A 21,682-nucleotide genomic window follows, 5' to 3' on the forward strand; every position below is an offset into this window, starting at 1 on the left:
GCCGGTGTAGCACAGCGGTAGTGCAGCGGTTTTGTAAACCGAAGCCCTGAAATACTTGCTTCGTCATATTCCTATTCATAACCAGTACGTTAGCCGTTCTCGGCCGGTGAAAACCGGTACATCTGTGCCGTGTTTCGTGCGGCGGCATCCTTCGCGGCGCGGGCCTCCTCGGCCGTCAGGAAGGCCAGATAGCCTTCAGTGACTTTGAGGCTGGTATGGCCGAGCTCGTGCTGCAGCTCGTAGATGCCGCCGCGCCCGGTCCGCAGGTAATCGACGGCGAAACGGTGCCGCAGGTCGTGGAAGCGGAAGCGGCGGAACTCGGTGCCTTTCTTGGTGGCCTCGTCAGCGAGTTGCCGCCCGTACAGGCTGAAGCGGGTGGCCACGTTTCGGAACGGGCGGCCGTCCGAGTGCCAGAACACCAAGCGCGTCACCATGCTGATCGGGATCTCCCGAAACAGCGCGACCGCCTCATCGCTGAGGGACACGTCGCGGCGCTTGTTGCCCTTGCCCAGCACCGAAATGGCCTTCCGGGTCAGGTCGACGTACCGCCGTTCCAGGGCGACGAGTTCCTCCTGGCGGCAGCCGGTGAGCAGCGCGGCGCGGATCAGGAACTTCAGGTTCCCCGGCGCGCGGGCGACCGCGACCGCGATGTCCCGATCCTCCGGCAGAACGATCGGGTCGCGCCGTTCCTTCATGCGCCGGCTGCGCATCGCCTCGAAAGCGGGGTTGCCCCGCCGCCATTTCTCGTCGACCGCGAACGCGAGCACGCTGGAGAGCGCGGTGAGGTCGCGTCGGATGGTGGCGGTGGTTACACCTTTCGCGCGCCGGGCTTTGATGATCGCGGCCACCGTGTCCTCGTCGATCTCGTCGACGAACAGCGCGGTGAGGTGCGGATCGAGGATGTCGAGCGAGCCGAGGTATCGCTTGAAGGTCCGGCCGCCGATATGATGGACGATGTAGGAGCCCCACTCCTTCAACGCGTCTTCCCAACGCTTACGGTCGTCGCCGAATGAGGCGGCGGCCGTTATCCGTGCGTGCTCTGCGGCCTGGCGGTTGCGCGCAATGACTGGATCACCTGTCTTGAGGCTGAACCGGTATTCTTTGCCGGCGACGGTGAAGCGCGCCCAGAGGGTGCTACCTCGCCAGTAGCAGCCCTCCGGGGCCTTCTTGCGATCTGTGGGCATGGTGGCTTGCTCTCCTGTTCAACAAGCCAGGCGCGGATCGCTGCTTCGTTGAACGTCCACAGCCGACCAATTTTCGCGGCCGTGGGCAACAGGCGCTGCGAGGCGAGGCGCTGAACCGTCCGGACGGGTACGCCGAGGATCGCCGCCGCCTCGGTGATCGGGACGCGCTCAGGGGTGCGAGCGTCGCGTGTCACGACCCCGGCCTCCCGAACCGCAGCCCCTCGATGCGGGCAACCTCGGCGCGCAGCTCGGCGAGCTTCGCTGCCTGGAGCTGGCGCGCGTAGTTCTCCGCCGCCCACCGACGCCGGTGCCACATGCGGCCCTCGCCCGTGAGCCGATACTCGTACGAGCTATGGACGATGGTATCGCCCTCGATCCGGGCCCAGACCTCCGGGATGACGCCGTGCGTCAGTGGATCGCTGGTGACGAACACCTGGACGAGGGGGGCGGTCTGCTCAGCCACGGCCGGCCCTCGCTACTTCCCGCGCGGCACGCTCCGCCACCTTGGCGGTTGTGGCAGCCTCGGCCTCCGCGATGACGGGGGTCAGCGTTTCGCCCGCACGCCGCCGCCACTCCGCGCCGTGCTCCAGGGCGAACGTGAGCAGCCAGTGCAGCACGAAGGCCTGCTCGTCCTCGGCGCGCGTCTTGATTTCGGCGCGCCCGGCCTCGCGGAACGCCCGCGCAATCGGGCCCGCCTCGAAGCACATGATGCTGAGGACGTCCTTGACCTTCGGCGTCAGCTCGCGAGGGAAGATGAGGTCGCGCGTGATCGTGCTGTCGGCCATGGGGCTACTCGGCGGCTGTGGCGATGACGTGGAGGGCGGCGGTTCCCGCCGACATCCGTGAGGAAACCGCGCCCGGCCCGTTGATCGTCGACCTTGAGTTGAGCGGCGCGCGACGATTAATGCTTCTGCGAGCAACTGGCCGCGGTGCCGCGCTGGGGGAAGCAGAGTATGTCGAGCGACGAGAATGGGCGACTTCTCCAGGTTATGGAGGATCTGACACAAGAGCTGCGATCTGCTCGCGCAGAAGAGGCATTGACGCGACATCTGGCGAAATTCGCAGCACTCGGCCCGGAAAAGGTCGTCGAGTTCTGGTACTGTGGCTGCGTACCTATTAAATTCTTTGTTCCAAAGGCGTATCTGGATATCGTTCAGACTCATATGATGATGAGCGAGTCTTTCTGGGACCAGGCTACTCTTGAGGCTTTCTCTCCGTACATTCGTGGCAAGAATATCCTGGATATCGGTGCCAACGTCGGCAGCCATAGCGTGTTCTGGGGGAAGATCGCCGGCGCCAAGTCGATCGTAGCGTTCGAGCCGATCCCCGAAACGTTCGAGATCCTCCGACGCAACATCGAACTCAACCAATTGACTAAGGTGGTGAAGATCCATCCGTTCGGCTTGGGGGAGCGGGAAACGACCGGAGATCCTTGGTCGGAGGCCCGCAACCGAATGCACGCCATCATCAGGGCGCGCGAGGATCGCGCTGGCGCCATCAAGCTTCGACCGCTCGACGGGCTTTCCCTCGCCCCGTTCGATTTTGCGAAGATCGATGTGGAAGGGCACACCGAATTTCTGCTGAAGGGCGCGAAGCAGACACTCGCACGGTTCAAGCCGTCTCTCTACGTGGAGCTGTGGGTGTCCGAGCGCCCACAGAACAAGCAGATCCTTGAGAGCTATGGATACGAGGTGCTCGGTAGCGTCGAGGACAGCAATTACATCTTCGTCCACAAGGACAGGTCGGATGAAGCAGAGAAGCTCCGTCCGATCATCAACGGACCTTGGACGCTCTGATCTGCCGGCAGCCAGCGCGGACAGGTCGTGCTGCTTCGAGCCGCGGAGGATCGGTGAAGGCCCGCTCATACCCCCTCCCCCGCGCTCACCCACTCCACGAACGCCCGCCCGGTCGCCGGATCGCACGACGTCTCGCGGCGCTCGCCCGTGGCGGCGGGGATCTGACCTGTGCCGCCGCAGTCCCGGCAGCGGTCCATGTTCGTCTCGGTATGCCGGTCGTCGTGGCCGTCCCAGTCGGTGCCGGCGCAGCGGGGGCATGGGAGGGCGGTCATGCGCGGCTGTCCGCAGGCTTCGGGAAGGTGCGCATCGTGCCGTCGCCGGCGGCCGCGCGAAGGCCATCCGACAGGGTCCGGGCGTCCGAGCGATCCATGACGAAGCGCGCGGTGATGGGCTGGCCCTGGAGTGTGAAGGCGATTGCGAGCTCGACGCCATCAGGCGTCGGCACCGCGTCAATCGTCCAGTCAGAACCGTCGGGCGGGATAAGGCGGAGCTGACCCATCACGCTATCCCAAGCGCCTGCATGTAGAGCTCGAGGATGGCCTCCTGCTCCTGGCGCTCGCTGTGGTCCTGCTTGCGGATCCGCAGGATGGTGCGCACCGCCTTGGCGTCGAAGCCCCGGCCCTTCAGCTCGGCGAACACCTCCTTGATGTCGCCCATGATGCCGGCCTTCTCCTCCTCCAGTCGTTCGAGCCGCTCGATGAACTGCTTCAGCTCGTCGGCGGCCACGCCCTCGGCGGAAGAGACGTCGCCGGATGTGTTGAGGCCCGCGGTCATGCCGCCAGCTCGGGCGCGCGCTCTTGGAATGCCGGTGCCGACCACAGGAGTCGGTCCGCTGCCTGACGCTCGGCGATCGCCGCTCGGATCAACGGGACGCGCTGCAGGGCGAGCTTCGCGGCGAGTCGCCCGGGCGGGTTGTGGCGCAGCCCGGTCGGCTGCCCCTGCATCAAGGCTCGTGCTGGATCCCGGAAGGCATGAACCTGCACCTCGGTGAAGCCCGCCTGGAACAGGTGGACGATCGTGCAGGCCTCCTCGGGCCCGGTGATCCGCTCCTGCATCACCCGAACCATGCGGATGACGTGATCGAGCGCGTCGGGGGCGCGGCGGGCATCTTGGACGAGGGACGGCGACGGCATGGGCAGATCTCCTCAGGCGCTACAGGGGACGGTCGACGGGCAGCGGAAGAACGGCATCAGGCTCGCATCTCCGGGAAGCCGTTGTGCTGCACGCCATCCAGGAGGCGGCCGGCGGCCTTTTTGCCGACGCGGGTCATGCGGGCATCGGCGCCGAACTGCGTGAACTGGCGCGGCCCGCAATCGAGGTAGCTCCAGCGGCCGGGCGCTTCGGCCCAGTGCAAAGCGAATTGCCCAGGCTCGCCATCACGCGCCGTGATGCCGCTTTGCCATTCCCCGTTCTGCTTGTGGTGGTAGGGCACGCCGGCGGCGGCGCAGGCGTCTCGGATCTGACGCAGCCACGTCGTGGCGGTCGGGCGCGCTCGGTGCTTGCCCTGGTCGGTCTCCCCGCCCGTGATGACCCAATCGATCCGCTCGATGTCGGAGGCCTTCAAGGCGTCGCGCACGACCGTGCAATCACCGGCCGTCCCGTAGACGATCTTGGTGAAATCGATGGGCCCGAGCAGCGGCTCGGCCGACACGAAGGTGAAGACCGGGTAGAGGTCGCGCGCCGCGTCGAGCAGATGCCGGACGTTGCGGTTCGCGATCTCCTGGTTCTCGCACGTCGCGCCGAGCGCCGCGTTCTCCGGCAGGCCGCCGGCGGCTTTCGACATCGCCACGATGTTCTGCGGGCGCTTCGTCAGCAGCAGCCACACGAGATGCGGCGTTTCCCGCATCAGCGCGAACCACTCGGCACGGATCACCGGATCGGCGCGGTTGTCGAACGGATCGCAGAGCGACGGGAACACGGTGAACCGGCGGCCGGCCGCCGCGGCCTCCCGATCCCACTTGCGCGGGTTGCGCCAGTAGGCGGCGCTGGACCGGACGCGCTCGCCGTGCGGGCCCCATGTGACCTTGCCGTAGCGCAGGTCCATCAGGTTCTCAGCGTAGCACCCGTCGCAGGCGATGCTGACCTTGGTGCAGCCGAACCATGGGCTCCAGGATTTGTCCGTCCATGAAATATTGGTATGATCACCCATGGTTCAGACCAAGGTTGGCGCTGCGCAGGCGCGAGCAAACAAGATCGGCATACAGCTCAGCGACTTGCTTGAGCGCGAAAAGGCCGAGAAGTGGTGTTGGTCTTGCCGGGGATGGCGCGAGAGGTCGCGCTTCAACAGCGACAGAAGTCGTTACGATGGCTTGTCCACCCGGTGCCAAGACTGCACTCGTGTGAAGGTTCGGGTTTGCACGAAGGGTCGCCCGAGCATCTTTAAGGGCCGTCGGCACACCCTGGAGGCCAAAGCCGCGATGAGCGCCGTGCGCAAGGGGCGTCCGAACCCCGCACGCCGCGGAACCACGCTCTCGGCCGAGGCGAAGGCTCGTCTGTCGGCATGGGCACGTGAGCACGCGGTTCGCGGCCCCCAACACTATGCGTGGAAGGATGGCGCTGCCGCACGGAACCTGCACGAGCGTCGGCAGCCCGAGTACAAAGACTGGCGCAAGGCTGTGTTCACCCGCGACGGGTTCATCTGCCAGCAGTGTGGCGATGCGCAGGGCGGTAATCTTCGTGCCCACCACATCAAGAGCTACGCCGACCACCCGGAACTGAGGTTGGCCGTCGAGAATGGCATCACGCTCTGCCACGCGTGTCACGAGCTTGAGCACTACAAACCGGACAGCATCCGCAACCTGCGGAAGGCTAGGCGCGGTCAGACGCTCTACTGACCACGTCCGGTCGCACCAAGAGATGCCGGTGGTCTCAGCCATGGTCCGCTCCTGAGTTCATGGCCGCTTGTCCGGCAGCTGAAACGACCAGCAGGCCGCCTTGCCCGCCGAACCCGACCTGCCGATAGTCGAGGTATCCCGACAGCCAGAGGGTGCGGGCGACCCGCCCATCCACGCCCTGGTAGGTGAAGCGCCCGCCCTTGTAGGGGTCGCCCCCAGAGGCATCGTCGACGCCGATGGGGGCGGCGCGCAGGACGGCGAGCTGGCGCATGTTGAGGGGCTTCACGACCGACCCTCTGTCACCGCGAGTCCGACGACGCCCGCCAAGATCAGCGCGCTCCAGAGTGCGTGCGGCAGGCTGATCGCGGGCGCCGTTACAGGCAGCGATGTCCAACGCGCGAGTGCGAGCGTCCCGGCCAGGACGCAGGCGGGCCACGCCATCTCGCCCACCGCGATCCAGACGACGTGGATCTCCCGGTGGGCGACGAACCACCCGGTGGAGACGGCGATGGAAAGGGCGACGTAGCCCGCGATCGGCCACCAGCCGACGATGCGCACGGCCTGAATGAGCCCCGGATCGTCCGTCCGGATGAGCGTCATCACCGCCCAGATCGTGGCGTAGGTGACGGCGTTGAGCGCCGCCATGGCGTTCCAGCTCGCGGGGGTGATGGGCGACCACAGAGCGGAGGCGCAGCCGGTGGCGATCGGGACGGCGAGGAAGGCGAGGGTGGAGGCGTTCATCGGTCGAACTCCAGCTCGTAGTTCGCCAGGAGCACGGTGCCTGGGATCCGCATCGTGTCCCGGCCATCGAGCTCGTTCACCAGCATGACGGTCGTCTCGTAGAGGTCGCTGATCAGGTGATCGCGGACGACGCTGCGCACGCCCCAAAGGTGTGGCGTGCCGCTGTCGCGCCAGATCTGGCCGGTGTGGATGTCGGCCTCGGTGAGGGAGGTCATTGGCTACCCCGAACCGCGAAGGCCGCTTTCAGCGCCGCTTCGGCATCCTCGGTCACCTCGACGAGAAGTTTCGGCGACACGCGCTCCAGCATTTCGAGGACATTGGTGATCGCCGGCGCGCCGGATCCGCGCGCCGCTCGGTTGTTGGCGATCGCCGCGGCGGCCGCCTCGATCATCTCGCGGGTGATGACGGTCTCTGCCATGATCATCGCTCCTTCCGCACGACTTCGAAGGCGAAGGTCCGTCCATCCGGCTTGAGCTCGAACAGCAGGTTGAAAGCGCCCGTGCCGTCGACCTCCTCGACCGGGATCTCCAGCGATCCACCCAGTCGGTTGATCAGGACGATGAGCAGTTGGCTCTTCATCGCCTCGACCGCCTGCTGGTGGGGGTAGGACAGGTCGGCGATACTCGACCGGCGCTTGCTCTCACCCATGACGGATCTCCTCGATCGGCGCGCTCATCGCGTCGCGGATCATTTTGGCCAGCTCGGCTTCCGACGGCATCGGCTCGGCCTCGTCCGGAAAGCTGTCCCGGAAGATCTCTAGGTGCCGCATCAGCCGGTCGATTTCCGGCTTGCCGATGGGACCGCAGAAGCGGATTTCCGCCGTCGCCGAGCGGCTGACAGCAGCCTTGAAGCTCTGGGTGTCGAAGAACGGTCCCAGCACCGTAAGCGCCCGCGCAAGCGCGGTGGCCGGGTCCATGCGGTCAGCCCGGCTCATGACATCACCCCGAACAGGTCAGGCGTCGCCGGCTTGCCGTTCGTCGGCAGGCACGGCCGCACGCCGTGCTCGGCCAGCGCCCGCAGGTCCGGGATCATCTCCAGGGCGATCTCGGCCTTCGTGTATTCCCAGCCCGGCAGGCAGGCGTGGGCATAGCGGTCATTGGCCTGGAGGAAGCCGGGGAGGTTCGACCAGGTGATGTGGCACTCGCCCCGGCGCGGGTTGCTGAAGTCGAGGAACGTGACGCTGCGCTCACCGCGGGTCGACGGATCGGCCATGGCGGTGGTCAGGGCCTCGGCGGCGATCGCCGCGGCCTCGCGGTCCTGGCGGGTCGGCGGTGGGAGCTTGGGGACGCGCTTCGTCATGCCGCCATACCGGCGATGTCGAGCTCGGAGGCCGGCACGAGCGCCTGCCAGCGGATCAGGACGCCCTCAAACAGATCCATGCCTGGATGCGCGTTTAACAGTGCGCGTGAGCCCGCCGACGATTGAGACGCCAGCCCTTCGAATAGCCAAGCTGGCGCACGGTTTGCATCGCAGAAATCGGACCTTTGCTGGCGCTTGACGACGTTCATTTCGGACGTCAACAGATCCTTGCGCCCATATAAGGCGGTCATATGGTAGTATTCGATCCGATCGATTTTGCCCTTGGAGCTATCTTCTTCGCAGTAATTGGCGGCAGTATCCTGAAAGCAGACTTCCGGCATGCCGAAGAAATTGGGCACATACTTGGAATTGTATGCATCATCAGCTTCGCCATGATGATGACTGCTGTGCTTAGCGGGATCACCGACCCACCTGCAGGTCGCAAACGCATCGCCCTCCAGACGATCCCTGGTTATGCGCGCACAGTCTTCGCGAGCGACGTCAACCGTTAAGGGAGGTATACCATCCCGCCCCTCGCTGGGTGGGGCGCAGTACGCTCGGCAGAGCTCTCGATCGAGATCTGAGAGATCGGCGACACGATCCGGGATGTTGCGCTTCGTCATGCCGCCACCCCGGCGATGTCGAGCTCCGAGGCCGGTGGCAACGGCTGCCAACGGATCAGGACGCCCTCGAACAGGTCGACGCCCGGATGCTCGGCCACCCAGAAGGCGACGAGGTCGTGCCAGTCGGCGAAGCCATCCTGCTGCGCGAACTCGTCCAGCGCCTTCGGCCCGCCGAAGCAGACGTCGCCGATGAACAGGACGCTCAGGAGCAGGTCGATCTTGACCGGTAGGACTTCCAGGCAGCGCGCCTCCCCGAGCTTCTGGCACTGGCGGGTGCGCATGCCGGTGTAGAGCTGCACCAGTTCGCCCGGGCGGGCATGGCGGGACTTGCCTGTGCGCTCTGCCCGGATCGTCTGCGCCTTGGTGCCGGCGAGGATGGGGGCGCCGAAGCGGGATTTGAAGGAATAAGCAACCATCAGCAAATTCCCCAATGGTCTGAAATCAGTGTTTCAGTACGCGCAAAGACTTTTTTTAACGCGTTTTTAACCGGCCAACACAATCTATAGGCTTTGTGGAGGCGCCACCTATGATCAGCGTTTCGACAGATAGTTATTTCGCGATGGTTCGAGCTGCACAATTGCAAGCAGTAAGAACGGGCGTCCCTTTGGGCGACAAGCAGAGCGTGCCCGTCGCGATCAGCGAGCAAGCACCTCCGCCTGCACCACCCGATCCCGCAGCGCCCGTCACGCAGATCGTCAACGTACTCGTGTGACTTGAGCCTGAGCAGCAAGGAAAGCGTGATGTCCCAAGATCGACGTGAAAGCCTGCTTTTGGCGACCAGCTTTCCTGCACACATCCTCACCGCCAACGGGAGACGGCTGTCCTGCACGCTCGCCGACCGCTCCGTTGCGGGTGCGCAGCTGAAGGTTCTAGGCGCCAACGGTCTGCCCGACACGTTCACCCTGATCGTTGGACACAGCGGTGAAATCCGCGACGTCCGCGTGGCTTGGCGGCAGGCCGATCGTGTTGGAGTGACGTTCGCATAGCGTTTCGCGCTCGGATCGTCAGCTTGGGGGCCCTTGGCGAGAGCCTCGTGGATACGGCCGGTCGGCGCCTGCATCGGCACCGCGATCAGCTCGCCGTTCTCAACCTGTCGGTAAGTCGGGATCAGGCCGGCGACGCAGGCCATCTCGCGGGAGAGCGCGGCGGCGAGGGTGTCGGACGGGGGGCGGTCGGTCATGCCGCGAGATCCCGGATCTGCGGTCGGCGCGGCGTCGGCGGGAACTGCAGGCACATGCGGCGCGCCTCGGTGGATACCGCTGGCAGCGGCCGATCCAGCTCACGGCAGACGACGTCGAGGGTGTCGCCGGCCTCGAAGGCGCGCAGGAGGACGGCGCGATCCTCATCCGTCCAGCGCTGACGCTGCTTTAACCCGAGCTTGCTCGCCATGCTGGCGACACCCGGGACATTGCGGCCAAGTGTATCCGCGATCTCGCGGACCGAGCGGCGTTCGGCGTACAATCGGCGCAGCGTTGCGAGCTCCGCGTCCGACCATGGGGTGGTGGCGCGGTTCACACCCATCTTGTGCGCGAGGCGGACGATCGACGTCAGACCCCGCTCGAACCCCTTCTCCGCCAACTCGACGCGGATCGCCTCGAACGCTCGCTCGGCATTCAGGCCGGAACGGACGATCGCCTTCTCAGCCTGCGTCCACACCCGCGTCCGCCCGCCGGCGACGCCAAGCGCGATCGCCCGCATTTGGATCGCGCCGCGGTTGCGCCGAAAGCCGGCCTGGGCGAGCTGCAGCCGGATCTCGTTGATGAAGGCACCTGCCTCGTAGGCTTCCCGTAGGATCTCATCCTCGGGCTCGGACCACAGCGGGGCAGCGCGCACGCTGGCGAGGCCGAGCGTCTGCGCACGTGTCGAGATCGACCCGAACGAGCGCTCCTTGAAGCCGGCGGCGATCAGCTCGATCCGGATCACGCAGAGCGTCGCATGCCGCGCGTAGCCGGCGCGGACGACCGCGTCCTGACCGTCACACCAGCCGCGCGGGTGTTTCAGCGGAGGCTCTGTAGCCGCAGCCGTCTGCGGCTGTGCCAACCCAAGCGCGTCGGCGACGATCGCGCGTCCGGCAGCTTCGAGCTGGTAGCCCTGCGTATGGCGCGTCGTGATCGCGATCCCGCGCGGCTCGACCTTGCGACGCAGACGGCCTAGCCAGGCACGCGTCGTGGACTCGTCCGCATCGTCGTCAGGGCGGACGAGCAATAGAAGTAGTGCCTCGGGCGTGACGTAGCTGCCTTTCGTGTGGAACAGCGCTGAGAGGATCGCGCTCTCAGGCGCATCGAGCCTCCAGGATGCGGGGAAGCCGACCTTCGGAGAGAAGGCCGCCTTCAGCTGGCGGATCTCCTCCTCCAGCTCCTCGATGCGGATGCGTAGGGCGGCGGTCATCCGGTCTGCCTTTCTGTCTTCCGGGCCGCAGCGGCCCGTACATTGTCGGTGGCTGCCGCCTCGGCCGCTTCCTTCCGTGCGATCGCCTCCCGCAGGAGCTCGTCCAGCCACGGGATGAGGACGATGCCGAGGACGAGGAACAGGACGAGGGTCGCCATGGCGATGCCGAGGGGCGCGGCGCGGCCGGTCACTGCGCAGCCTCCTGCGCGAGGCGGATACGCTCGATCGGCGTGAACCCCTTCCGCGTCAGCTGCCGGACATACGCCAGCGATCCAGGCGGGTAGATCCGACGCAGGTCAGCGCCGGCGCGCGCGTTCGACCGGGTGATCTTAGCGTGGCACGGCAGATCCCGGACCCATTTCCAGGCCGTCGGCTTGGACACGTCGAGGGCGGCCATGATGGTCGCCAGGGTGCAGCCGTCGGAGCGCATAGCGCGGGCGCGGTCCCGGAGGGCCGCGTAGGTTTCACCCGAGATCGGGTGGCGTCGGCGATCGCGCGCGGGCCAAGCCATCAGCCGGCATCCTCCGGGCTGACCGCCGTAGCGACGAGCGCTTCGGCGTTATCGGCGAACGAGCGACGGAGCTGCGGGGACAGGGCTGGGAACGCCGCAACGAAGCGCCGGCCGTCCGGATCGAAGATCAGGGTGGCGACAAGCGCGCTCGGCACTGCGTCGGCCGTGGGTTGCGGGTTCGGCGCGCTGAAGGTTTCGACTGGTACGCCCAGCGCGGCGGCGATCCGGTTCAGCAGCTCAGCGGAGCGTGAGGGAGCACTTTTCATCGCGCGCTCCAGGTCTGCATAGCCGCCGGCGGCGGAGCCGCGTACCGGATCCGCTCGGGCGGGCAGTCGACGACTCCGAAGCGGCCGTCGAACTGGACGCCGATGCCGGAGAGCCCGGCGCGCGCCGGGGCGACGGTACCGAGCCGCCCCGACAGACGCTCGACGACGCGAGCGCCAATGACGGTCGGCGCATCGGGGTGGGTCTGTTTGACCAAATCGTAGGCCATGTCAGCGCATCTCCACTGGAAGCGCGGGCGGAGGTTGGGTGATGTCGCGGCGGCGACTGCGCCCGGCGGTCTGGGACTGAAGCGCGCCGAGCTCGTGCAGCAGCTCGGGGCTCAGCCGGGTACGCCCGTCGCGCAGAAGGCGGTTGGCCGTGCGCAGCGCGGCGAGGAGCACCGCGTCGTGGTCGCTGCGCGGATGATCAGCGCGCAGGCAAGGCAGCAGGGCGACGTGGGGGCCGAGCTCCGGATGCGGAGGCCCGAGCGCCTTCATAACGGCGTCGCACTCGCTGCGTGGGAGCGCGACGGCGATCTCCATGGTCTGCCCCGGAGCGCGTGGATCGAGACGGGCGAAGACACCCCGAAAAGCGCGGTCGCTCACGAGATCACCCCCACGGGCACAGGATCATAGGATGGCAGTTCACTGGCGTGCAGGATCCACACGCCGCTGCCGGATCGCTCGATGACGGCGACCGCTTGGTCGGGTGCGATCGGTTCTTCCCCGCCCCACTTCCCGCGGAAGCGCAGGCGATCGACACGAATAGAGACGGCGGAGCGCGGCGGGATCTCCGCGCCCATGAACTCGCCGCAGCGGTCGAGCCAGTCGATCACGCGGACCGTCTCTCCCGTCAGCAGGTAGCCGTGGGGGACGACGAAGCGATGGGCGAGCGGATGCTCCTTGGAGTGGGCCATGCTAGCCCCTCCCCAGCTTACGGGCCGCGATCACCGGCTTCGGCGTGAACACCACCGCCTGATGCTCCAGGCACCAGACCGCAGGCTTGTCCGGGTTGTGGTGGACCGCCGGGCGTCCGCAGAAGCGATGCGCCGTCCCATGGGAGGAGCACGGGAAGCGACACTGGCTGTCGCCGAGCTGCTCCAGGCGGTAGGTGCCGAACTCCGGGGCAGCCGCGACGACCGCGGGTGCCGGATCGGGGGCAGGTTGGCGGAGAGCGCGGTCGGCCATCAGGCGACCTCGCGCTTAGAGGTGCGCACCGTCATCGCCGCGATCGCGTCCGCATCCCAGATGCAGCCAGAGGCGCAGTCCCAGCCGTAATACCAGAGGCCGCCGTCGAACCGGCGATCGTACCGGTAGGGCGCGATGACGATGCCCTGGTAGGCCTCCGCGACCGCCGTCCAGTCGATGTAGTGGTAGTACTCCGGCGGCGCCGTGCGCTCGCTGCGGCCGTACTGATGAGCGAACGCGTCGAAATCCTCGACCGTCGCGATCAGCAGGATCCGGGCGTCCGACGCGAGGCGCACGTCGTGTACGACGCGGAGCCTGTGGGCCCACGCATCTGACGACTCGATGTAGTCCGGCCAGCTGATGCTGTTTGCGTCGACCGACACCCACAGGCCATACGGCTTGAAGTGGGGTTGGCGTTGCTGCGCCACCGAGTAGATGTGCCGGACAGGATCGGCGCCGTAGTGCGTCAGCGCCGGGATCGAGACGATTGGCGCGTGGGCGAGCGGCAGGCCCGCGAACATCGGAGCGGCCGCCATCACAGGTCCCTCACGTCGATCGAGCCGGGGCGGGACTTCACGACACCCGTCACGCGATCGCGGGTGATCCCGTCGAAGCCCTTCCGCACGCGGTCGTAGCGGCCGCCAGCCATCGGCTTGCGCGGCGAGCGGAGGCGGTGGTGGGCATCGAAGGCGCGGCGGGTGTCGGCGATCGTGGACTGGTCTGCTGCCGTCTTGGCGCGATCACAGTCCTTGCAGAGCACCTGGCAGTTATCGAGGTCCGCTCGACCACCGAGGTAGTCCGGCAGGACGTGGTCGAAGATGTAGAAGCCCGCCACCAGCACGGCTTCGCAGCGGAGGCCCGTCGGCATCACGCCCTCGCACTTGCCGGCAGCACGGTCGCGGGCCGCCTTGCGGACGTCCGGGCGGAAGTTGGTGCGCTGACGGGCGGCCATCAGAACGCCGCCACGACGCGGCGTGGGCCCGCGGCCTGAGCGATCGGCGCCGGGGCGCGATCACACGCCCGCATCGCCGCAGCGACCGCGCGCAGATCGCCGAAGGCCGGCTCGACCACGACCTCGTCCATGTGGAGGCAGGCGATCCGGGGACCATCCTCGCCCCTCAGTTCGACGCGGTAGAAGCCCTCACCGAAGGCGGGACCGAGGACGGTACCGGGTAGAAGGGAGCCGTCGGCGCGAGGCCGGCCGATGCGGCTTCCGCGGGAAAGCGGGGCGGCCATGTCAGCGGCTCGCTTGATAGGCGCGGACGTGATCGGCGATCAGTCCAGGCGCGAAGCACAGGAAGAAGACACCGAGGGAGCCGGATAGGCAGCTCGCGACCTGGATGCCGGCCGAAGCATGCTGGAGGTGGTCGAGGTAGGCAGTGAGCACCGGGGTGGCTCCGTCGCGAGAGGCGATGAGCTGCATGGTACGTGACGTACCCATAACGTCAAGTACAAAATGTACCCATTGCCACCGAGGCGAGTGCGGGGCGCCGCGGCTTCTCCGCAACTATCCACAGTCGTCCACAACCCCAGATTTCGCTTGTTCCCTTTATGTTCCATTTCGTGCGAGCCTTTGCGGGTCAGGGAGACCGCGATGGCATCACGTAGGAACTATGCCGCTCTCGGGTTCAGGCGCAACAAGAAGGGCCCCCTGGAGCGAGGCGAAGCTCAGATGTGCTCCAATGCTGACGATGCAAGACAGCAAGCTCAGCAATTGTCCTGTCGAAGAGGTTACGCAGGGGCTGTAGCAGTCGCCTGCTGCGATTTGGAAGATCAAGATCCGATTACGATTGCAGCCTTCGGGGAAGTGCCGCCTGAAGCGCGGGACATGCTGCCCTTCTAGCCTCCGAGTAAATTGACAGATTAGGAGTAATCGCCATGGCTCTAAAGCCCATCATCGCCCACTGCGTCCAGCTGTTCGTTCTTGTGAAGGGCAAGGTCGCCCCAGGTAACCTGATCAGTTGCAAGGCGCCTGAAGAAGCCTGCCAGGTGGCCAAGGACCGCGTCAGCAGAGGTCGAGCGATCGGTGCGGCCGCCTTCACCCGCACGGTCGTGGATCCGGACTACGACGACGGCGGAGAGCCGATCACGCTGGCGATCTTCGGAAAGGTGCCGCCGGGGCTGGCGGATCAGTTACCATTCTGAGCGACGGGGCTCAGGCTAGAAGGAACAATAGGCCGGCAGTCTGCTTGGGCACCCAGATTGGGGGCAAGTGGCCGGTCGATAAAATGCTGACGTTTGCAGCAAAGCAATCGCAGGCCGACCCTCATACGGGTACGGGATGAGTCACCTAAAGCCATGACCGAGCGGCGAACGATCCCGCGGCACGCCATTATCCTTCCCGCCTTGTGCTGGCGCGCCGACGGCTCCGAGTTCCACGCTGTCACGGTCGACATCTCGGGCGAGGGCATCCGAATGCGCTCCGCGACGATCCCACCGATGGACGCGGAGCTCGGCTGCTCGATCCGTGGCGTCGGGGCGATGGAGATCCGCGTCGTTCGGACCGGAGCAGTCGATTTCGCTGTGCGCGTCATGGGCCGAGGCGCCGCGCCTGGCGAAGTGGTGCGCAGTCTCGTAGGTCTAGCGCGACTGCAAGCACCGCCGTCGGAAGAGGTGCGGGTCTCACGCCGCGTCGTGCCGAAGCGCAGGGCTGTACAGGTGACGCTGGCCGACGGCGCGGGTGTGTCCGCTCGGATCGTGAACCTGTCCGCCTCCGGCGTGGCGCTGCAGCTGGACGCGCCGTTGGAGGTCGGGCAGGCCATCGTGGTTGGGCGGCACCGTGCGAAGGTCGCACGCCGGATCGACGGAGGTGTCGGTGCGGCCTTCCTCGTGCCCCTCGACGAAGCCACTGTCAGCGAGCACACGGTGCTCTGACAGATCGTTGGAATGGGCGATCCCAAAGTTGGCGGATCATCGGCGACGCAACACTCCGGGCCGAGCGTTCGTCAGGCTTCAAGAACGTAGGAAATCGGACCCCGGGGGCGATGGCATGTTCCGTCGATGGGACCAGACGACGCCGCCGTGGACAGCATCGGTGAGAATACAGACCCCCGGTACTCCGGCCAGGTAGGCGTCCATCGCATGATCGGCAGCCGCGATCGCTTCGGCGACGTCAGGGGCCTCTATCGACTCCGAAATGGTGTCGACGCCTCCCGCTCGCTTCTGGCGGGCTATGCGGATCCGAAACTGCATTCGGTTCGATAACTCAAGTTATCTTGCAACCAATAACAGGCTTCGACTGCAATAAAAACATGGCTCGGCGAAAACTACAACTCCTACAGCGGGTTGCTAAGCTGCGTGGTCACCGAATTCTACCCAAAGTGACAAAACTGGCCCTCATGCAACTCTCAGTGGCTTGATTGTCATAACCAGACCGGTACTAATTGCTCTCAGAATGTTGCCTGCACCAAGATGATAAGCAGTATCGAAATGTCGAACCTGCTGCTTTGCGATAGGCCCGCCATTCTTATCGTCGATGATGAAGCTTGCCAGCGTATGGCAGCTGCGGAAATGCTTCAAGCTGCCGGATTTAAAGCCCTTGAAGCTTCCAGTGCCGCAGAAGCTGTCCTCACACTAGAGAGCGTCAACAAAATCCACGTCTTAGTCACCGATATTGACTTGAGAGGCGGTATCAACGGTATCGTACTGGCCGCATGCGTTGATTGCCGCTGGCCTCACATCAACATCATCATGACTTCCGGCAAAGTCCTGCCAGTGCCGGGGGATGTACCGAGCAGGGCTCGCTTTCTGCCGAAGCCCTACGCCGATGCTAGGATGCTCTCGGCAGTCCGCGAGATGATCGGGCAGCGCGACATCTGAGCGGCCGCTTGATTAAATGCCTTTCGGCCGGGCGGAACCTTTACTGTTTCAAGAAGGCGCCCCGCGCACCAGGTGGTGGCGGGGCGAAGTCTGTCTCGGGCCGTAAAGCCGCGAGCGCCGAAAGGTCTCGACCGGCGCCAGCGGGGGATCGGGTGGCACGGACGGTGTGCGCCGCCCCGATCAAGCAAACCTATAGAAATCGCATACTCGCGCTCTGACATAGGTGGGAAAGCTGCTTGTCGGTTTCACAGGCGACGCTCGGGAAGGTGCGGCAACGGCTGGCGGATCAGTCGCCCTTTTGATGGACTGCGCGACAGTTCTAATCTGCGTTGGGGCGACTTCACCCGTCCACGGGTAGGTTCACCCGCGATTGCAAGCATCTTACGGCGCGCCCTTCAGTGAGTGCCGACGCGCTCCCGTCTTTTTCAATCTGGAGTGCACATGCCCCGCTACTTCTTCAGCGTCCATGACGATCGCAGCGAGATCGACACCGAAGGCAAGGAATTGACCGGTCACGCCGCCGCGCGCCTGGTGGCCACCAACATGGCCAGCGAGATCCTGCGGGAGGAGGCATATCACTCGAAGCACGGCGAAGCGTGGTACTTGGAGGTCGCGGACGAGGCGGGCAAGATCGTCTGCCACGTCGACGTTAGCGTCACGACACCGAGTGCGGGCGACTGATACAGCGCCTGGGCCGGTGGCCCCCCGGGATCCGCTTGGCCTCGCCGCAGCCCCGCCCCGGGCCGCTGAGCAGATCATGCTGGTGAACTTCGGTGCGATGTCGCCGGTACCAGCGGATCGGCTGCTGGTCCGACTGTGCCCGCGCGGCGCTCGCCGGCATCCGCCATCCGTGTCAGTCTTCGGACATGGCCAAATCAGATTACGCGATCTGCGAAGTCAAAGTCGAGGATACTTGGCAGCGCGTGACGGCCGCCGAGGCGCACGCTCATCACCGTTCCGCACCGAAACGATGCCCGGAATGCCACGGCCCTGTATTGACGGCCAGCAACTATACGCAGCCGATCCGGATCAGGCTGAGCCACCGGAAGGCGCATGACGGCTGTTCGCTGGTGCCGGACCGGTTCAAAGGCGTACGGTCGCCGCACCCGCAGGCGATGGCATAGGGGCGGAGCCGATCACGCTTGCGATCTTCGGGAAGGTGCCACCGGGGCTGGCGGATCAGCTGCCGTTCTAACTGCGACCTGTCACACGGGCCCGCTGTCGCTATTGCGCTGCTTGCACCGCCAGCCGACGAAGCAGGCTGGCACATCGCGGGTCGGCTCATAGGCCGGAGCCCCGGTCTCATCCTGCTCGCACGCGCCGCTGTCCCGGTGGACGGTCTCATAAGCGAAGTCGCTCAATGCTAGCACTGCGTTCCCCGCCCGTGCCACGAGAGCCCTGAGATCGGCACAGGTGAAGGTGCGCGTGTCCGTGCGGCCTTGGCCGCAGGCGCCGGTTGCGGTCCCCAGGACGAGGGCGAGTGCAAGGGCTCTTGAGGCGATGGGCATGGCGGTGCGCGGTGCTTTTGGCGTCATCCGCATGGTGCGCCTCGGTCGATGCCCTGACCATGCCCGCCGCCGCGGCATAGGCACGCTGCCGGTCCTCGCGGCGGCATCGTCAGGGCTGGTGGATCATCTGACGTTCCACGTGTGGCGTTGCTGCACTCGGCAGTGTTCGTTCCTTGTGCGACGCTCAGGCTATGGCGAAGTCAGTCCACCCGATGTGCGAGGTCAAGGTCGACAGCGCTTGGCAGCGCGTGACGGCCGTGGAGGCGCACGCCCATCATCGCTCCGCGCCGAAGCGCTGTCCGGAATGCCACGGCGTCGTGTTGACGGCGAGCAACTATACCCAGCCGATCCAAATCAGGCTGAGCCACCGAAAGGCCCATGACGGCTGCCCGCTGCTGCCGAACCGGTTCAGAGGCGTGCGGTCGCCGCACCCGCAGGCGATGGTGTAAGCCTGGAGCCAATCACGCTGGCGATCTTCGGGAAGGTGCCGCTGGGGCTGGCGGACCAGTTGCCGTTCTGAGCAGGCGTGACTCAATCGCTACGCCTCTCCGCGAATTGCATGGCGGCACGCATTCCATCTTGAGGGAGTCAACCTCGTTCACTCTTAATCCACAGGCATCGCCCATCAGAACGGCCGAGCTTGGGGAGGGATCCATGACGCCGCAGCAGTTCATCGACCGCTGGAAGCCGGTCGCCCTCTCCGAGCGCGCCGCGGCCCAGTCGCACTTCAACGACCTCTGCCGACTGCTCGACCACCCGACACCCATCGAGGCCGACCCGAAAGGCGAGACTTTCGCCTTTGAGAAGGGCTTGCAGAAGTCAGGCGGCGGCCTCGGCTTCGCCGACGTGTGGAAGCGTCAGCACTTCGCCTGGGAGTACAAGAAGCGGAAGCGCAACCTAGGTGACGCCCTCGACCAACTCGCTCGCTACGCGCTCGCACTGGAGAGCCCGCCGCTCCATATCGCCTGCGATACGGACCAGTTCCGGGTCGTCACCGCGTGGACCAACACCGTCCCGTATGCCTACGACATCAGCCTCGACGACCTGCGCGAGCCTGCGAAGCTCGACATCCTGCGGTCGGCGTTCCACGAGCCGACCAAGCTGCGCAAGGGCGGGAGCCGGGCCGACCTGACCCGGCAGGCAGCTGATCGCTTCTCCAGCATAGCGCTGCGCCTGCGCGAGCGCGGACACGCGCCGGAGCCGGTCGCTCACCTCGTCAACCGTCTCGCCTTCCTATTCTTCGCCGAGGACGTGCGCTTGCTGCCGGCTGGCTTCTTTCGCCGCGCGATTGAGGAGGTCGCAGGGCGCCCACACGAAGCAAAGGCCTTGTTCGACGACCTCTTCGGTATCCTGCGCAAGGGCGGCCGGTTCGGGCTGGAGCGCCTGCCCTACATCAACGGAGGGCTGTTCGATGAGCAACCTGCGCTGCCCCTCGACGAAGGTGACGTGCAGCTGCTGATCGAGGCTGGCCGCCAGGACTGGGCGCACATCGATCCCTCGATCTTCGGTACGCTGTTCGAGCGCTTCCTAGATCCTGATAAGCGCGCTCAGATCGGCGCGCACTACACCGACGCGGAAAAGATCACGCGCATCATCGAGCCGGTGCTTCTGCGGCCGCTCCGCGCCGAGTGGCAGGAGGCGAGGGCTGATATCGAGCGGTTGACCGACAAGGCTCGCAAGAAGGGGCCGAAGGCGAAGGAGTGGCAGCGGGCCGAGGAGCGCCGCTCGGTGTTCCTGGAGCGTCTGCGCACCTTGGAGATCCTGGACCCCGCATGCGGCTCCGGCAACTTCCTGTACATGGCGCTGCACGCCGTAAAGGACCTGGAGCACACCGCGAACCAGGAGTGTGAGATTTACGGCCTGCCGCCGCGCATGCCGATGGTTGGGCCGGAGATCCTTCGCGGGCTGGAGATCAACCCGCTTGCGGCCGAGCTGGCACGCACGACAGTATGGATCGGCGACATCCAGTGGGCCGTGCGCAATGGTTTCTACACGCGACCAGAGCCGATCCTCCGGAGACTCGACACGATCGAATGCCGGGATGCGCTGATCACCGCACCGCCAGCCGCGGCGGCATCGTCGTCGCCGGTCGAAGAAGCCAAGTGGCCGAAGGCGGAGTTCATCGTCGGCAACCCGCCGTTCCTGGGCGGAAAGATGCTGCGTCGGAACCTCGGCGACGCTGCGGTCGACACCCTATTCGAGACCTACCGCGGACGCGTACCCGCGGAGGCCGACCTCGTGACCTACTGGTTCGAGAAAGCGCGTGCACAGATCGAGCGGGGCGAGGCGCGGCGCGCGGGCCTAGTGACGACGAACTCGATCCGCGGCGGCGCCAACCGGCGCGTCCTAGAGCAGATCGCGGCCGACATGCCGGTCTTCTCTGCTTGGGCGGACGAACCTTGGGTGGTGGACGGGGCGGCGGTGCGGGTGTCGCTCGTGTGCTTCGGCGAGACCCTACCGGACGAAGCGATCGAGTTGGATGGCCAGCAGGTCGAGCGCGTCAACCCGGACCTAACCGGGGCGGGCGCGAACCTGAGCGCCGTGCGGCGGTTGGCTGAGAACCAGGGCGTCGCGTTCATGGGCAACATCAAGGGCGGGGCGTTCGACGTACCCGGCGAGGTGGCCAGGGCGTGGTTGTCCGCGCCGCTTAACGTCAACGGGCGGTCGAACGCCGACGTGCTGCGCCCGTGGATCAACGGGCTCGACATCGCCCGGCGCCCGCGGGACATGTGGATCATCGATTTTAACGCTATGGGCAGCGACAACGAGGCGGCGTTCTATGAAGCGCCATTTGCCCATGTGCTGATGACCGTGAAGTCGGAACGCGCTTCCAACAGAAATCCCGATATCGCCCGGTGGTGGTGGAAGCACATTAGAAATAGGCCCGCGTTCAACTCCCAAGTCGGCAATCTCGCTCGTTATATTGGCACCGCACGAGTCGCGAAGCATCGCCTTTTTGGCTGGTTCGAAACGATCGTGATACCGGACTCGCAGGTCATCGCCATCGCACGCGAGGACGACACCGCATTCGGGGTCCTGCATTCGCGCTTTCACGAGGCGTGGTCGTTGCGGCTGTGTTCCTGGCTTGGCGTCGGCAACGATCCACGTTACACGCCCACTACGACGTTCGAGACGTATCCGTTTCCAGTGAACCTGACGCCAAACGTGATGGCGAAGGACTATGCAGGCGAGCCGAACGCCCGGCGGGTCGGTGCGGCGGCCCAGAAGCTCCATGAACTCCGATCCGCGTGGCTAAACCCCTTGGATCAAGTGCGGGTTGAGCCAGAAGTAGCGCCAGGCTTCCCGGATCGGCTCTTGCCGCGCGACGCGAACACAGCCGGCGTGCTCAAGAAACGTACCCTCACCAACCTCTACAACGAGCGACCGCAGTGGCTTGATCACGCCCACGCCGAGCTCGATCGCGCAGTGGCTGCCGCTTATGGCTGGCCGGAAGACATCGCGATCGACGATGCGCTGGCGAGACTGGTGGCGCTGAACGGGACGCGAGCCGCAGCAGCTTAGGGGAGG

At 65.8% G+C, this 21,682-nt stretch carries 38 protein-coding genes and 1 pseudogene; 9 read left to right on the forward strand and 30 right to left on the reverse strand.

Features of this window, described 5'->3' with window-relative positions:
• Positions 1–89: 89 nt before the first annotated feature.
• From MKK84_RS24490 to MKK84_RS24500, 4 genes and pseudogenes are all read right to left on the reverse strand, one after another.
• Positions 90–1,184 (reverse strand): tyrosine-type recombinase/integrase, encoded by a 1,095-nt coding sequence (locus tag MKK84_RS24490; RefSeq protein WP_243924573.1) that lies wholly within the window; start codon positions 1,182–1,184, stop codon positions 90–92.
• 35 nt (positions 1,185–1,219) lie between these two features.
• Positions 1,220–1,483, reverse strand: a pseudogene (locus MKK84_RS35980) (helix-turn-helix domain-containing protein); the annotation flags it as partial.
• A complete protein-coding gene (locus tag MKK84_RS24495) occupies positions 1,375–1,647 on the reverse strand; it encodes a hypothetical protein (RefSeq protein WP_243924575.1) in 273 nt (90 codons plus the stop codon). The pseudogene MKK84_RS35980 and the gene MKK84_RS24495, both read right to left, overlap by 109 nt.
• Positions 1,640–1,969 carry a hypothetical protein gene (locus MKK84_RS24500; RefSeq protein WP_243924577.1) on the reverse strand — a complete coding sequence of 110 codons (330 nt, stop codon included), beginning with the start codon at positions 1,967–1,969 and terminating at the stop codon, positions 1,640–1,642. Before MKK84_RS24500 ends, MKK84_RS24495 begins: the two co-directional genes overlap by 8 nt.
• A gap of 168 nt (positions 1,970–2,137) precedes the next feature.
• On the opposite strand from MKK84_RS24500, the gene MKK84_RS24505 reads away from it, so the two are divergent.
• Positions 2,138–2,980, forward strand: coding sequence for an FkbM family methyltransferase (locus tag MKK84_RS24505; protein WP_243924579.1), 843 nt, complete (start codon positions 2,138–2,140; stop codon positions 2,978–2,980).
• 65 nt (positions 2,981–3,045) lie between these two features.
• On the opposite strand, the gene MKK84_RS24510 is transcribed toward MKK84_RS24505, so the two are convergent.
• Genes MKK84_RS24510 through MKK84_RS24530 form a run of 5 tightly spaced genes read right to left on the reverse strand, consistent with a single transcriptional unit; the run spans position 3,046 to position 5,129 of the window.
• Positions 3,046–3,252 (reverse strand): hypothetical protein, encoded by a 207-nt coding sequence (locus MKK84_RS24510; protein WP_243924580.1) that lies wholly within the window; start codon positions 3,250–3,252, stop codon positions 3,046–3,048.
• On the reverse strand, positions 3,249–3,479 hold the full coding sequence (locus tag MKK84_RS24515; protein WP_243924581.1) for a hypothetical protein: 231 nt from the start codon (positions 3,477–3,479) through the stop codon (positions 3,249–3,251). Before MKK84_RS24515 ends, MKK84_RS24510 begins: the two co-directional genes overlap by 4 nt.
• Entirely contained in the window at positions 3,479–3,754 is a 276-nt protein-coding gene (locus MKK84_RS24520; RefSeq protein WP_243924582.1) for a DUF2312 domain-containing protein, read from the reverse strand. Before MKK84_RS24520 ends, MKK84_RS24515 begins: the two co-directional genes overlap by 1 nt.
• The gene (locus MKK84_RS24525; protein ID WP_243924583.1) at positions 3,751–4,113 is read right to left on the reverse strand and encodes a hypothetical protein; all 363 of its coding nucleotides are present in this window, start codon (positions 4,111–4,113) and stop codon (positions 3,751–3,753) included. Before MKK84_RS24525 ends, MKK84_RS24520 begins: the two co-directional genes overlap by 4 nt.
• A 56-nt stretch (positions 4,114–4,169) precedes the next feature.
• Positions 4,170–5,129, reverse strand: a complete 960-nt coding sequence (locus MKK84_RS24530; protein WP_243924584.1) for a DUF5131 family protein — start codon at positions 5,127–5,129, stop codon at positions 4,170–4,172.
• On the opposite strand from MKK84_RS24530, the gene MKK84_RS24535 reads away from it, so the two are divergent.
• Positions 5,128–5,814, forward strand: coding sequence for an HNH endonuclease (locus tag MKK84_RS24535; RefSeq protein ID WP_243924585.1), 687 nt, complete (start codon positions 5,128–5,130; stop codon positions 5,812–5,814). The two genes, MKK84_RS24530 and MKK84_RS24535, sit on opposite strands and share 2 nt — an antisense overlap.
• A 34-nt stretch (positions 5,815–5,848) precedes the next feature.
• Here MKK84_RS24535 and MKK84_RS24540 read toward each other — a convergent pair whose 3' ends face one another.
• From MKK84_RS24540 to MKK84_RS24580, 9 genes are read right to left on the reverse strand one after another with little or no spacing between them, the layout of a single operon-like run.
• A complete protein-coding gene (locus tag MKK84_RS24540) occupies positions 5,849–6,100 on the reverse strand; it encodes a hypothetical protein (RefSeq protein WP_243924586.1) in 252 nt (83 codons plus the stop codon).
• Positions 6,097–6,555, reverse strand: coding sequence for a hypothetical protein (locus MKK84_RS24545; protein WP_243924588.1), 459 nt, complete (start codon positions 6,553–6,555; stop codon positions 6,097–6,099). The genes MKK84_RS24540 and MKK84_RS24545 overlap by 4 nt, the downstream gene beginning before the upstream one ends.
• The gene (locus MKK84_RS24550; RefSeq protein ID WP_243924590.1) at positions 6,552–6,770 is read right to left on the reverse strand and encodes a hypothetical protein; all 219 of its coding nucleotides are present in this window, start codon (positions 6,768–6,770) and stop codon (positions 6,552–6,554) included. The genes MKK84_RS24545 and MKK84_RS24550 overlap by 4 nt, the downstream gene beginning before the upstream one ends.
• Positions 6,767–6,973 carry a hypothetical protein gene (locus MKK84_RS24555; RefSeq protein WP_243924592.1) on the reverse strand — a complete coding sequence of 69 codons (207 nt, stop codon included), beginning with the start codon at positions 6,971–6,973 and terminating at the stop codon, positions 6,767–6,769. Before MKK84_RS24555 ends, MKK84_RS24550 begins: the two co-directional genes overlap by 4 nt.
• Before the next feature lie 2 nt (positions 6,974–6,975).
• A complete protein-coding gene (locus tag MKK84_RS24560; protein WP_243924594.1) occupies positions 6,976–7,203 on the reverse strand; it encodes a hypothetical protein in 228 nt (75 codons plus the stop codon).
• Positions 7,196–7,471: a hypothetical protein gene (locus tag MKK84_RS24565; RefSeq protein ID WP_243924596.1), complete on the reverse strand. Its 276-nt coding sequence runs from the start codon at positions 7,469–7,471 to the stop codon at positions 7,196–7,198. The genes MKK84_RS24560 and MKK84_RS24565 overlap by 8 nt, the downstream gene beginning before the upstream one ends.
• A 14-nt stretch (positions 7,472–7,485) precedes the next feature.
• A complete protein-coding gene (locus MKK84_RS24570) occupies positions 7,486–7,854 on the reverse strand; it encodes a hypothetical protein (RefSeq protein WP_243924598.1) in 369 nt (122 codons plus the stop codon).
• Positions 7,851–8,477: a hypothetical protein gene (locus MKK84_RS24575; protein ID WP_243924600.1), complete on the reverse strand. Its 627-nt coding sequence runs from the start codon at positions 8,475–8,477 to the stop codon at positions 7,851–7,853. The genes MKK84_RS24570 and MKK84_RS24575 overlap by 4 nt, the downstream gene beginning before the upstream one ends.
• A complete protein-coding gene (locus MKK84_RS24580) occupies positions 8,474–8,893 on the reverse strand; it encodes a hypothetical protein (protein WP_243924602.1) in 420 nt (139 codons plus the stop codon). The genes MKK84_RS24575 and MKK84_RS24580 overlap by 4 nt, the downstream gene beginning before the upstream one ends.
• A 324-nt stretch (positions 8,894–9,217) precedes the next feature.
• Between MKK84_RS24580 and MKK84_RS24585 the strand changes: the two genes are divergently transcribed.
• A complete protein-coding gene (locus MKK84_RS24585; protein WP_243924604.1) occupies positions 9,218–9,463 on the forward strand; it encodes a PilZ domain-containing protein in 246 nt (81 codons plus the stop codon).
• Positions 9,464–9,653: 190 nt separating this feature from the next.
• Here the strand turns inward: MKK84_RS24585 and MKK84_RS24590 are convergent, their stop codons facing one another.
• Genes MKK84_RS24590 through MKK84_RS24645 form a run of 12 tightly spaced genes read right to left on the reverse strand, consistent with a single transcriptional unit; the run spans position 9,654 to position 14,214 of the window.
• Positions 9,654–10,865, reverse strand: coding sequence for a helix-turn-helix domain-containing protein (locus MKK84_RS24590; RefSeq protein WP_243924606.1), 1,212 nt, complete (start codon positions 10,863–10,865; stop codon positions 9,654–9,656).
• Positions 10,862–11,056, reverse strand: coding sequence for a hypothetical protein (locus MKK84_RS24595; RefSeq protein ID WP_243924608.1), 195 nt, complete (start codon positions 11,054–11,056; stop codon positions 10,862–10,864). The genes MKK84_RS24590 and MKK84_RS24595 overlap by 4 nt, the downstream gene beginning before the upstream one ends.
• Positions 11,053–11,376, reverse strand: coding sequence for a hypothetical protein (locus MKK84_RS24600; RefSeq protein WP_243924609.1), 324 nt, complete (start codon positions 11,374–11,376; stop codon positions 11,053–11,055). The genes MKK84_RS24595 and MKK84_RS24600 overlap by 4 nt, the downstream gene beginning before the upstream one ends.
• The gene (locus MKK84_RS24605; protein ID WP_243924611.1) at positions 11,376–11,642 is read right to left on the reverse strand and encodes a hypothetical protein; all 267 of its coding nucleotides are present in this window, start codon (positions 11,640–11,642) and stop codon (positions 11,376–11,378) included. Before MKK84_RS24605 ends, MKK84_RS24600 begins: the two co-directional genes overlap by 1 nt.
• Positions 11,639–11,869, reverse strand: coding sequence for a hypothetical protein (locus tag MKK84_RS24610; protein WP_243924613.1), 231 nt, complete (start codon positions 11,867–11,869; stop codon positions 11,639–11,641). Before MKK84_RS24610 ends, MKK84_RS24605 begins: the two co-directional genes overlap by 4 nt.
• A gap of 1 nt (position 11,870) precedes the next feature.
• Entirely contained in the window at positions 11,871–12,245 is a 375-nt protein-coding gene (locus tag MKK84_RS24615) for a hypothetical protein (protein ID WP_243924614.1), read from the reverse strand.
• On the reverse strand, positions 12,242–12,556 hold the full coding sequence (locus MKK84_RS24620; protein WP_243924616.1) for a hypothetical protein: 315 nt from the start codon (positions 12,554–12,556) through the stop codon (positions 12,242–12,244). Before MKK84_RS24620 ends, MKK84_RS24615 begins: the two co-directional genes overlap by 4 nt.
• Before the next feature lies 1 nt (position 12,557).
• On the reverse strand, positions 12,558–12,827 hold the full coding sequence (locus MKK84_RS24625; protein ID WP_243924618.1) for a hypothetical protein: 270 nt from the start codon (positions 12,825–12,827) through the stop codon (positions 12,558–12,560).
• Entirely contained in the window at positions 12,827–13,363 is a 537-nt protein-coding gene (locus tag MKK84_RS24630) for a hypothetical protein (protein WP_243924620.1), read from the reverse strand. The genes MKK84_RS24625 and MKK84_RS24630 overlap by 1 nt, the downstream gene beginning before the upstream one ends.
• A complete protein-coding gene (locus tag MKK84_RS24635; RefSeq protein WP_243924622.1) occupies positions 13,363–13,779 on the reverse strand; it encodes an HNH endonuclease in 417 nt (138 codons plus the stop codon). Before MKK84_RS24635 ends, MKK84_RS24630 begins: the two co-directional genes overlap by 1 nt.
• Entirely contained in the window at positions 13,779–14,063 is a 285-nt protein-coding gene (locus MKK84_RS24640) for a hypothetical protein (RefSeq protein WP_243924624.1), read from the reverse strand. The genes MKK84_RS24635 and MKK84_RS24640 overlap by 1 nt, the downstream gene beginning before the upstream one ends.
• Before the next feature lies 1 nt (position 14,064).
• Positions 14,065–14,214 carry a hypothetical protein gene (locus tag MKK84_RS24645; protein WP_243924626.1) on the reverse strand — a complete coding sequence of 50 codons (150 nt, stop codon included), beginning with the start codon at positions 14,212–14,214 and terminating at the stop codon, positions 14,065–14,067.
• A gap of 491 nt (positions 14,215–14,705) precedes the next feature.
• On the opposite strand from MKK84_RS24645, the gene MKK84_RS24650 reads away from it, so the two are divergent.
• The 6 genes from MKK84_RS24650 to MKK84_RS24675 all read left to right on the forward strand — a co-directional run bounded on the left by MKK84_RS24650 (position 14,706) and on the right by MKK84_RS24675 (position 21,676).
• Positions 14,706–14,972, forward strand: coding sequence for a hypothetical protein (locus tag MKK84_RS24650; protein ID WP_243924628.1), 267 nt, complete (start codon positions 14,706–14,708; stop codon positions 14,970–14,972).
• A gap of 153 nt (positions 14,973–15,125) precedes the next feature.
• Positions 15,126–15,701 carry a PilZ domain-containing protein gene (locus MKK84_RS24655; RefSeq protein ID WP_243924632.1) on the forward strand — a complete coding sequence of 192 codons (576 nt, stop codon included), beginning with the start codon at positions 15,126–15,128 and terminating at the stop codon, positions 15,699–15,701.
• A 555-nt stretch (positions 15,702–16,256) separates the two neighbouring features.
• On the forward strand, positions 16,257–16,646 hold the full coding sequence (locus MKK84_RS24660; protein ID WP_243924634.1) for a response regulator: 390 nt from the start codon (positions 16,257–16,259) through the stop codon (positions 16,644–16,646).
• A 441-nt stretch (positions 16,647–17,087) separates the two neighbouring features.
• The gene (locus tag MKK84_RS24665) at positions 17,088–17,327 is read left to right on the forward strand and encodes a DUF6894 family protein (protein ID WP_243924636.1); all 240 of its coding nucleotides are present in this window, start codon (positions 17,088–17,090) and stop codon (positions 17,325–17,327) included.
• Positions 17,328–18,366: 1,039 nt separating this feature from the next.
• Positions 18,367–18,603 (forward strand): hypothetical protein, encoded by a 237-nt coding sequence (locus tag MKK84_RS24670; RefSeq protein ID WP_243924638.1) that lies wholly within the window; start codon positions 18,367–18,369, stop codon positions 18,601–18,603.
• 205 nt (positions 18,604–18,808) lie between these two features.
• Positions 18,809–21,676, forward strand: coding sequence for a class I SAM-dependent DNA methyltransferase (locus MKK84_RS24675; RefSeq protein WP_243924640.1), 2,868 nt, complete (start codon positions 18,809–18,811; stop codon positions 21,674–21,676).
• Positions 21,677–21,682: the final 6 nt, after the last annotated feature.

Origin of the sequence: Methylobacterium sp. E-065, from assembly GCF_022829605.1 — a bacterium.
GTDB lineage: Bacteria > Pseudomonadota > Alphaproteobacteria > Rhizobiales > Beijerinckiaceae > Methylobacterium.

Bases quoted from the DNA above. Each gene is read 5' to 3' on its own strand.
- MKK84_RS24585 (WP_243924604.1), top strand. From the start codon at position 9,218: ATGTCCCAAGATCGACGTGAAAGCCTGCTTTTGGCGACCAGCTTTCCT.
- MKK84_RS24650 (WP_243924628.1), top strand. From the start codon at position 14,706: ATGGCTCTAAAGCCCATCATCGCCCACTGCGTCCAGCTGTTCGTTCTT.
- MKK84_RS24600 (WP_243924609.1), bottom strand. From the start codon at position 11,376: ATGGCTTGGCCCGCGCGCGATCGCCGACGCCACCCGATCTCGGGTGAA.
- MKK84_RS24550 (WP_243924590.1), bottom strand. From the start codon at position 6,770: ATGACCTCCCTCACCGAGGCCGACATCCACACCGGCCAGATCTGGCGC.
- MKK84_RS24525 (WP_243924583.1), bottom strand. From the start codon at position 4,113: ATGCCGTCGCCGTCCCTCGTCCAAGATGCCCGCCGCGCCCCCGACGCG.
- MKK84_RS24500 (WP_243924577.1), bottom strand. From the start codon at position 1,969: ATGGCCGACAGCACGATCACGCGCGACCTCATCTTCCCTCGCGAGCTG.
- MKK84_RS24565 (WP_243924596.1), bottom strand. From the start codon at position 7,471: ATGGACCCGGCCACCGCGCTTGCGCGGGCGCTTACGGTGCTGGGACCG.
- MKK84_RS24605 (WP_243924611.1), bottom strand. From the start codon at position 11,642: ATGAAAAGTGCTCCCTCACGCTCCGCTGAGCTGCTGAACCGGATCGCC.
- MKK84_RS24635 (WP_243924622.1), bottom strand. From the start codon at position 13,779: ATGGCCGCCCGTCAGCGCACCAACTTCCGCCCGGACGTCCGCAAGGCG.
- MKK84_RS24655 (WP_243924632.1), top strand. From the start codon at position 15,126: ATGACCGAGCGGCGAACGATCCCGCGGCACGCCATTATCCTTCCCGCC.
- MKK84_RS24560 (WP_243924594.1), bottom strand. From the start codon at position 7,203: ATGGGTGAGAGCAAGCGCCGGTCGAGTATCGCCGACCTGTCCTACCCC.
- MKK84_RS24630 (WP_243924620.1), bottom strand. From the start codon at position 13,363: ATGGCGGCCGCTCCGATGTTCGCGGGCCTGCCGCTCGCCCACGCGCCA.
- MKK84_RS24620 (WP_243924616.1), bottom strand. From the start codon at position 12,556: ATGGCCCACTCCAAGGAGCATCCGCTCGCCCATCGCTTCGTCGTCCCC.
- MKK84_RS24640 (WP_243924624.1), bottom strand. From the start codon at position 14,063: ATGGCCGCCCCGCTTTCCCGCGGAAGCCGCATCGGCCGGCCTCGCGCC.
- MKK84_RS24575 (WP_243924600.1), bottom strand. From the start codon at position 8,477: ATGACGAAGCGCAACATCCCGGATCGTGTCGCCGATCTCTCAGATCTC.
- MKK84_RS24625 (WP_243924618.1), bottom strand. From the start codon at position 12,827: ATGGCCGACCGCGCTCTCCGCCAACCTGCCCCCGATCCGGCACCCGCG.
- MKK84_RS24515 (WP_243924581.1), bottom strand. From the start codon at position 3,479: ATGGGTCAGCTCCGCCTTATCCCGCCCGACGGTTCTGACTGGACGATT.
- MKK84_RS24580 (WP_243924602.1), bottom strand. From the start codon at position 8,893: ATGGTTGCTTATTCCTTCAAATCCCGCTTCGGCGCCCCCATCCTCGCC.
- MKK84_RS24660 (WP_243924634.1), top strand. From the start codon at position 16,257: ATGTCGAACCTGCTGCTTTGCGATAGGCCCGCCATTCTTATCGTCGAT.
- MKK84_RS24675 (WP_243924640.1), top strand. From the start codon at position 18,809: ATGACGCCGCAGCAGTTCATCGACCGCTGGAAGCCGGTCGCCCTCTCC.
- MKK84_RS24665 (WP_243924636.1), top strand. From the start codon at position 17,088: ATGCCCCGCTACTTCTTCAGCGTCCATGACGATCGCAGCGAGATCGAC.
- MKK84_RS24555 (WP_243924592.1), bottom strand. From the start codon at position 6,973: ATGGCAGAGACCGTCATCACCCGCGAGATGATCGAGGCGGCCGCCGCG.
- MKK84_RS24610 (WP_243924613.1), bottom strand. From the start codon at position 11,869: ATGGCCTACGATTTGGTCAAACAGACCCACCCCGATGCGCCGACCGTC.
- MKK84_RS24670 (WP_243924638.1), top strand. From the start codon at position 18,367: ATGTGCGAGGTCAAGGTCGACAGCGCTTGGCAGCGCGTGACGGCCGTG.
- MKK84_RS24535 (WP_243924585.1), top strand. From the start codon at position 5,128: ATGGTTCAGACCAAGGTTGGCGCTGCGCAGGCGCGAGCAAACAAGATC.
- MKK84_RS24590 (WP_243924606.1), bottom strand. From the start codon at position 10,865: ATGACCGCCGCCCTACGCATCCGCATCGAGGAGCTGGAGGAGGAGATC.
- MKK84_RS24505 (WP_243924579.1), top strand. From the start codon at position 2,138: ATGTCGAGCGACGAGAATGGGCGACTTCTCCAGGTTATGGAGGATCTG.
- MKK84_RS24490 (WP_243924573.1), bottom strand. From the start codon at position 1,184: ATGCCCACAGATCGCAAGAAGGCCCCGGAGGGCTGCTACTGGCGAGGT.
- MKK84_RS24520 (WP_243924582.1), bottom strand. From the start codon at position 3,754: ATGACCGCGGGCCTCAACACATCCGGCGACGTCTCTTCCGCCGAGGGC.
- MKK84_RS24510 (WP_243924580.1), bottom strand. From the start codon at position 3,252: ATGACCGCCCTCCCATGCCCCCGCTGCGCCGGCACCGACTGGGACGGC.
- MKK84_RS24530 (WP_243924584.1), bottom strand. From the start codon at position 5,129: ATGGGTGATCATACCAATATTTCATGGACGGACAAATCCTGGAGCCCA.
- MKK84_RS24545 (WP_243924588.1), bottom strand. From the start codon at position 6,555: ATGAACGCCTCCACCCTCGCCTTCCTCGCCGTCCCGATCGCCACCGGC.
- MKK84_RS24570 (WP_243924598.1), bottom strand. From the start codon at position 7,854: ATGACGAAGCGCGTCCCCAAGCTCCCACCGCCGACCCGCCAGGACCGC.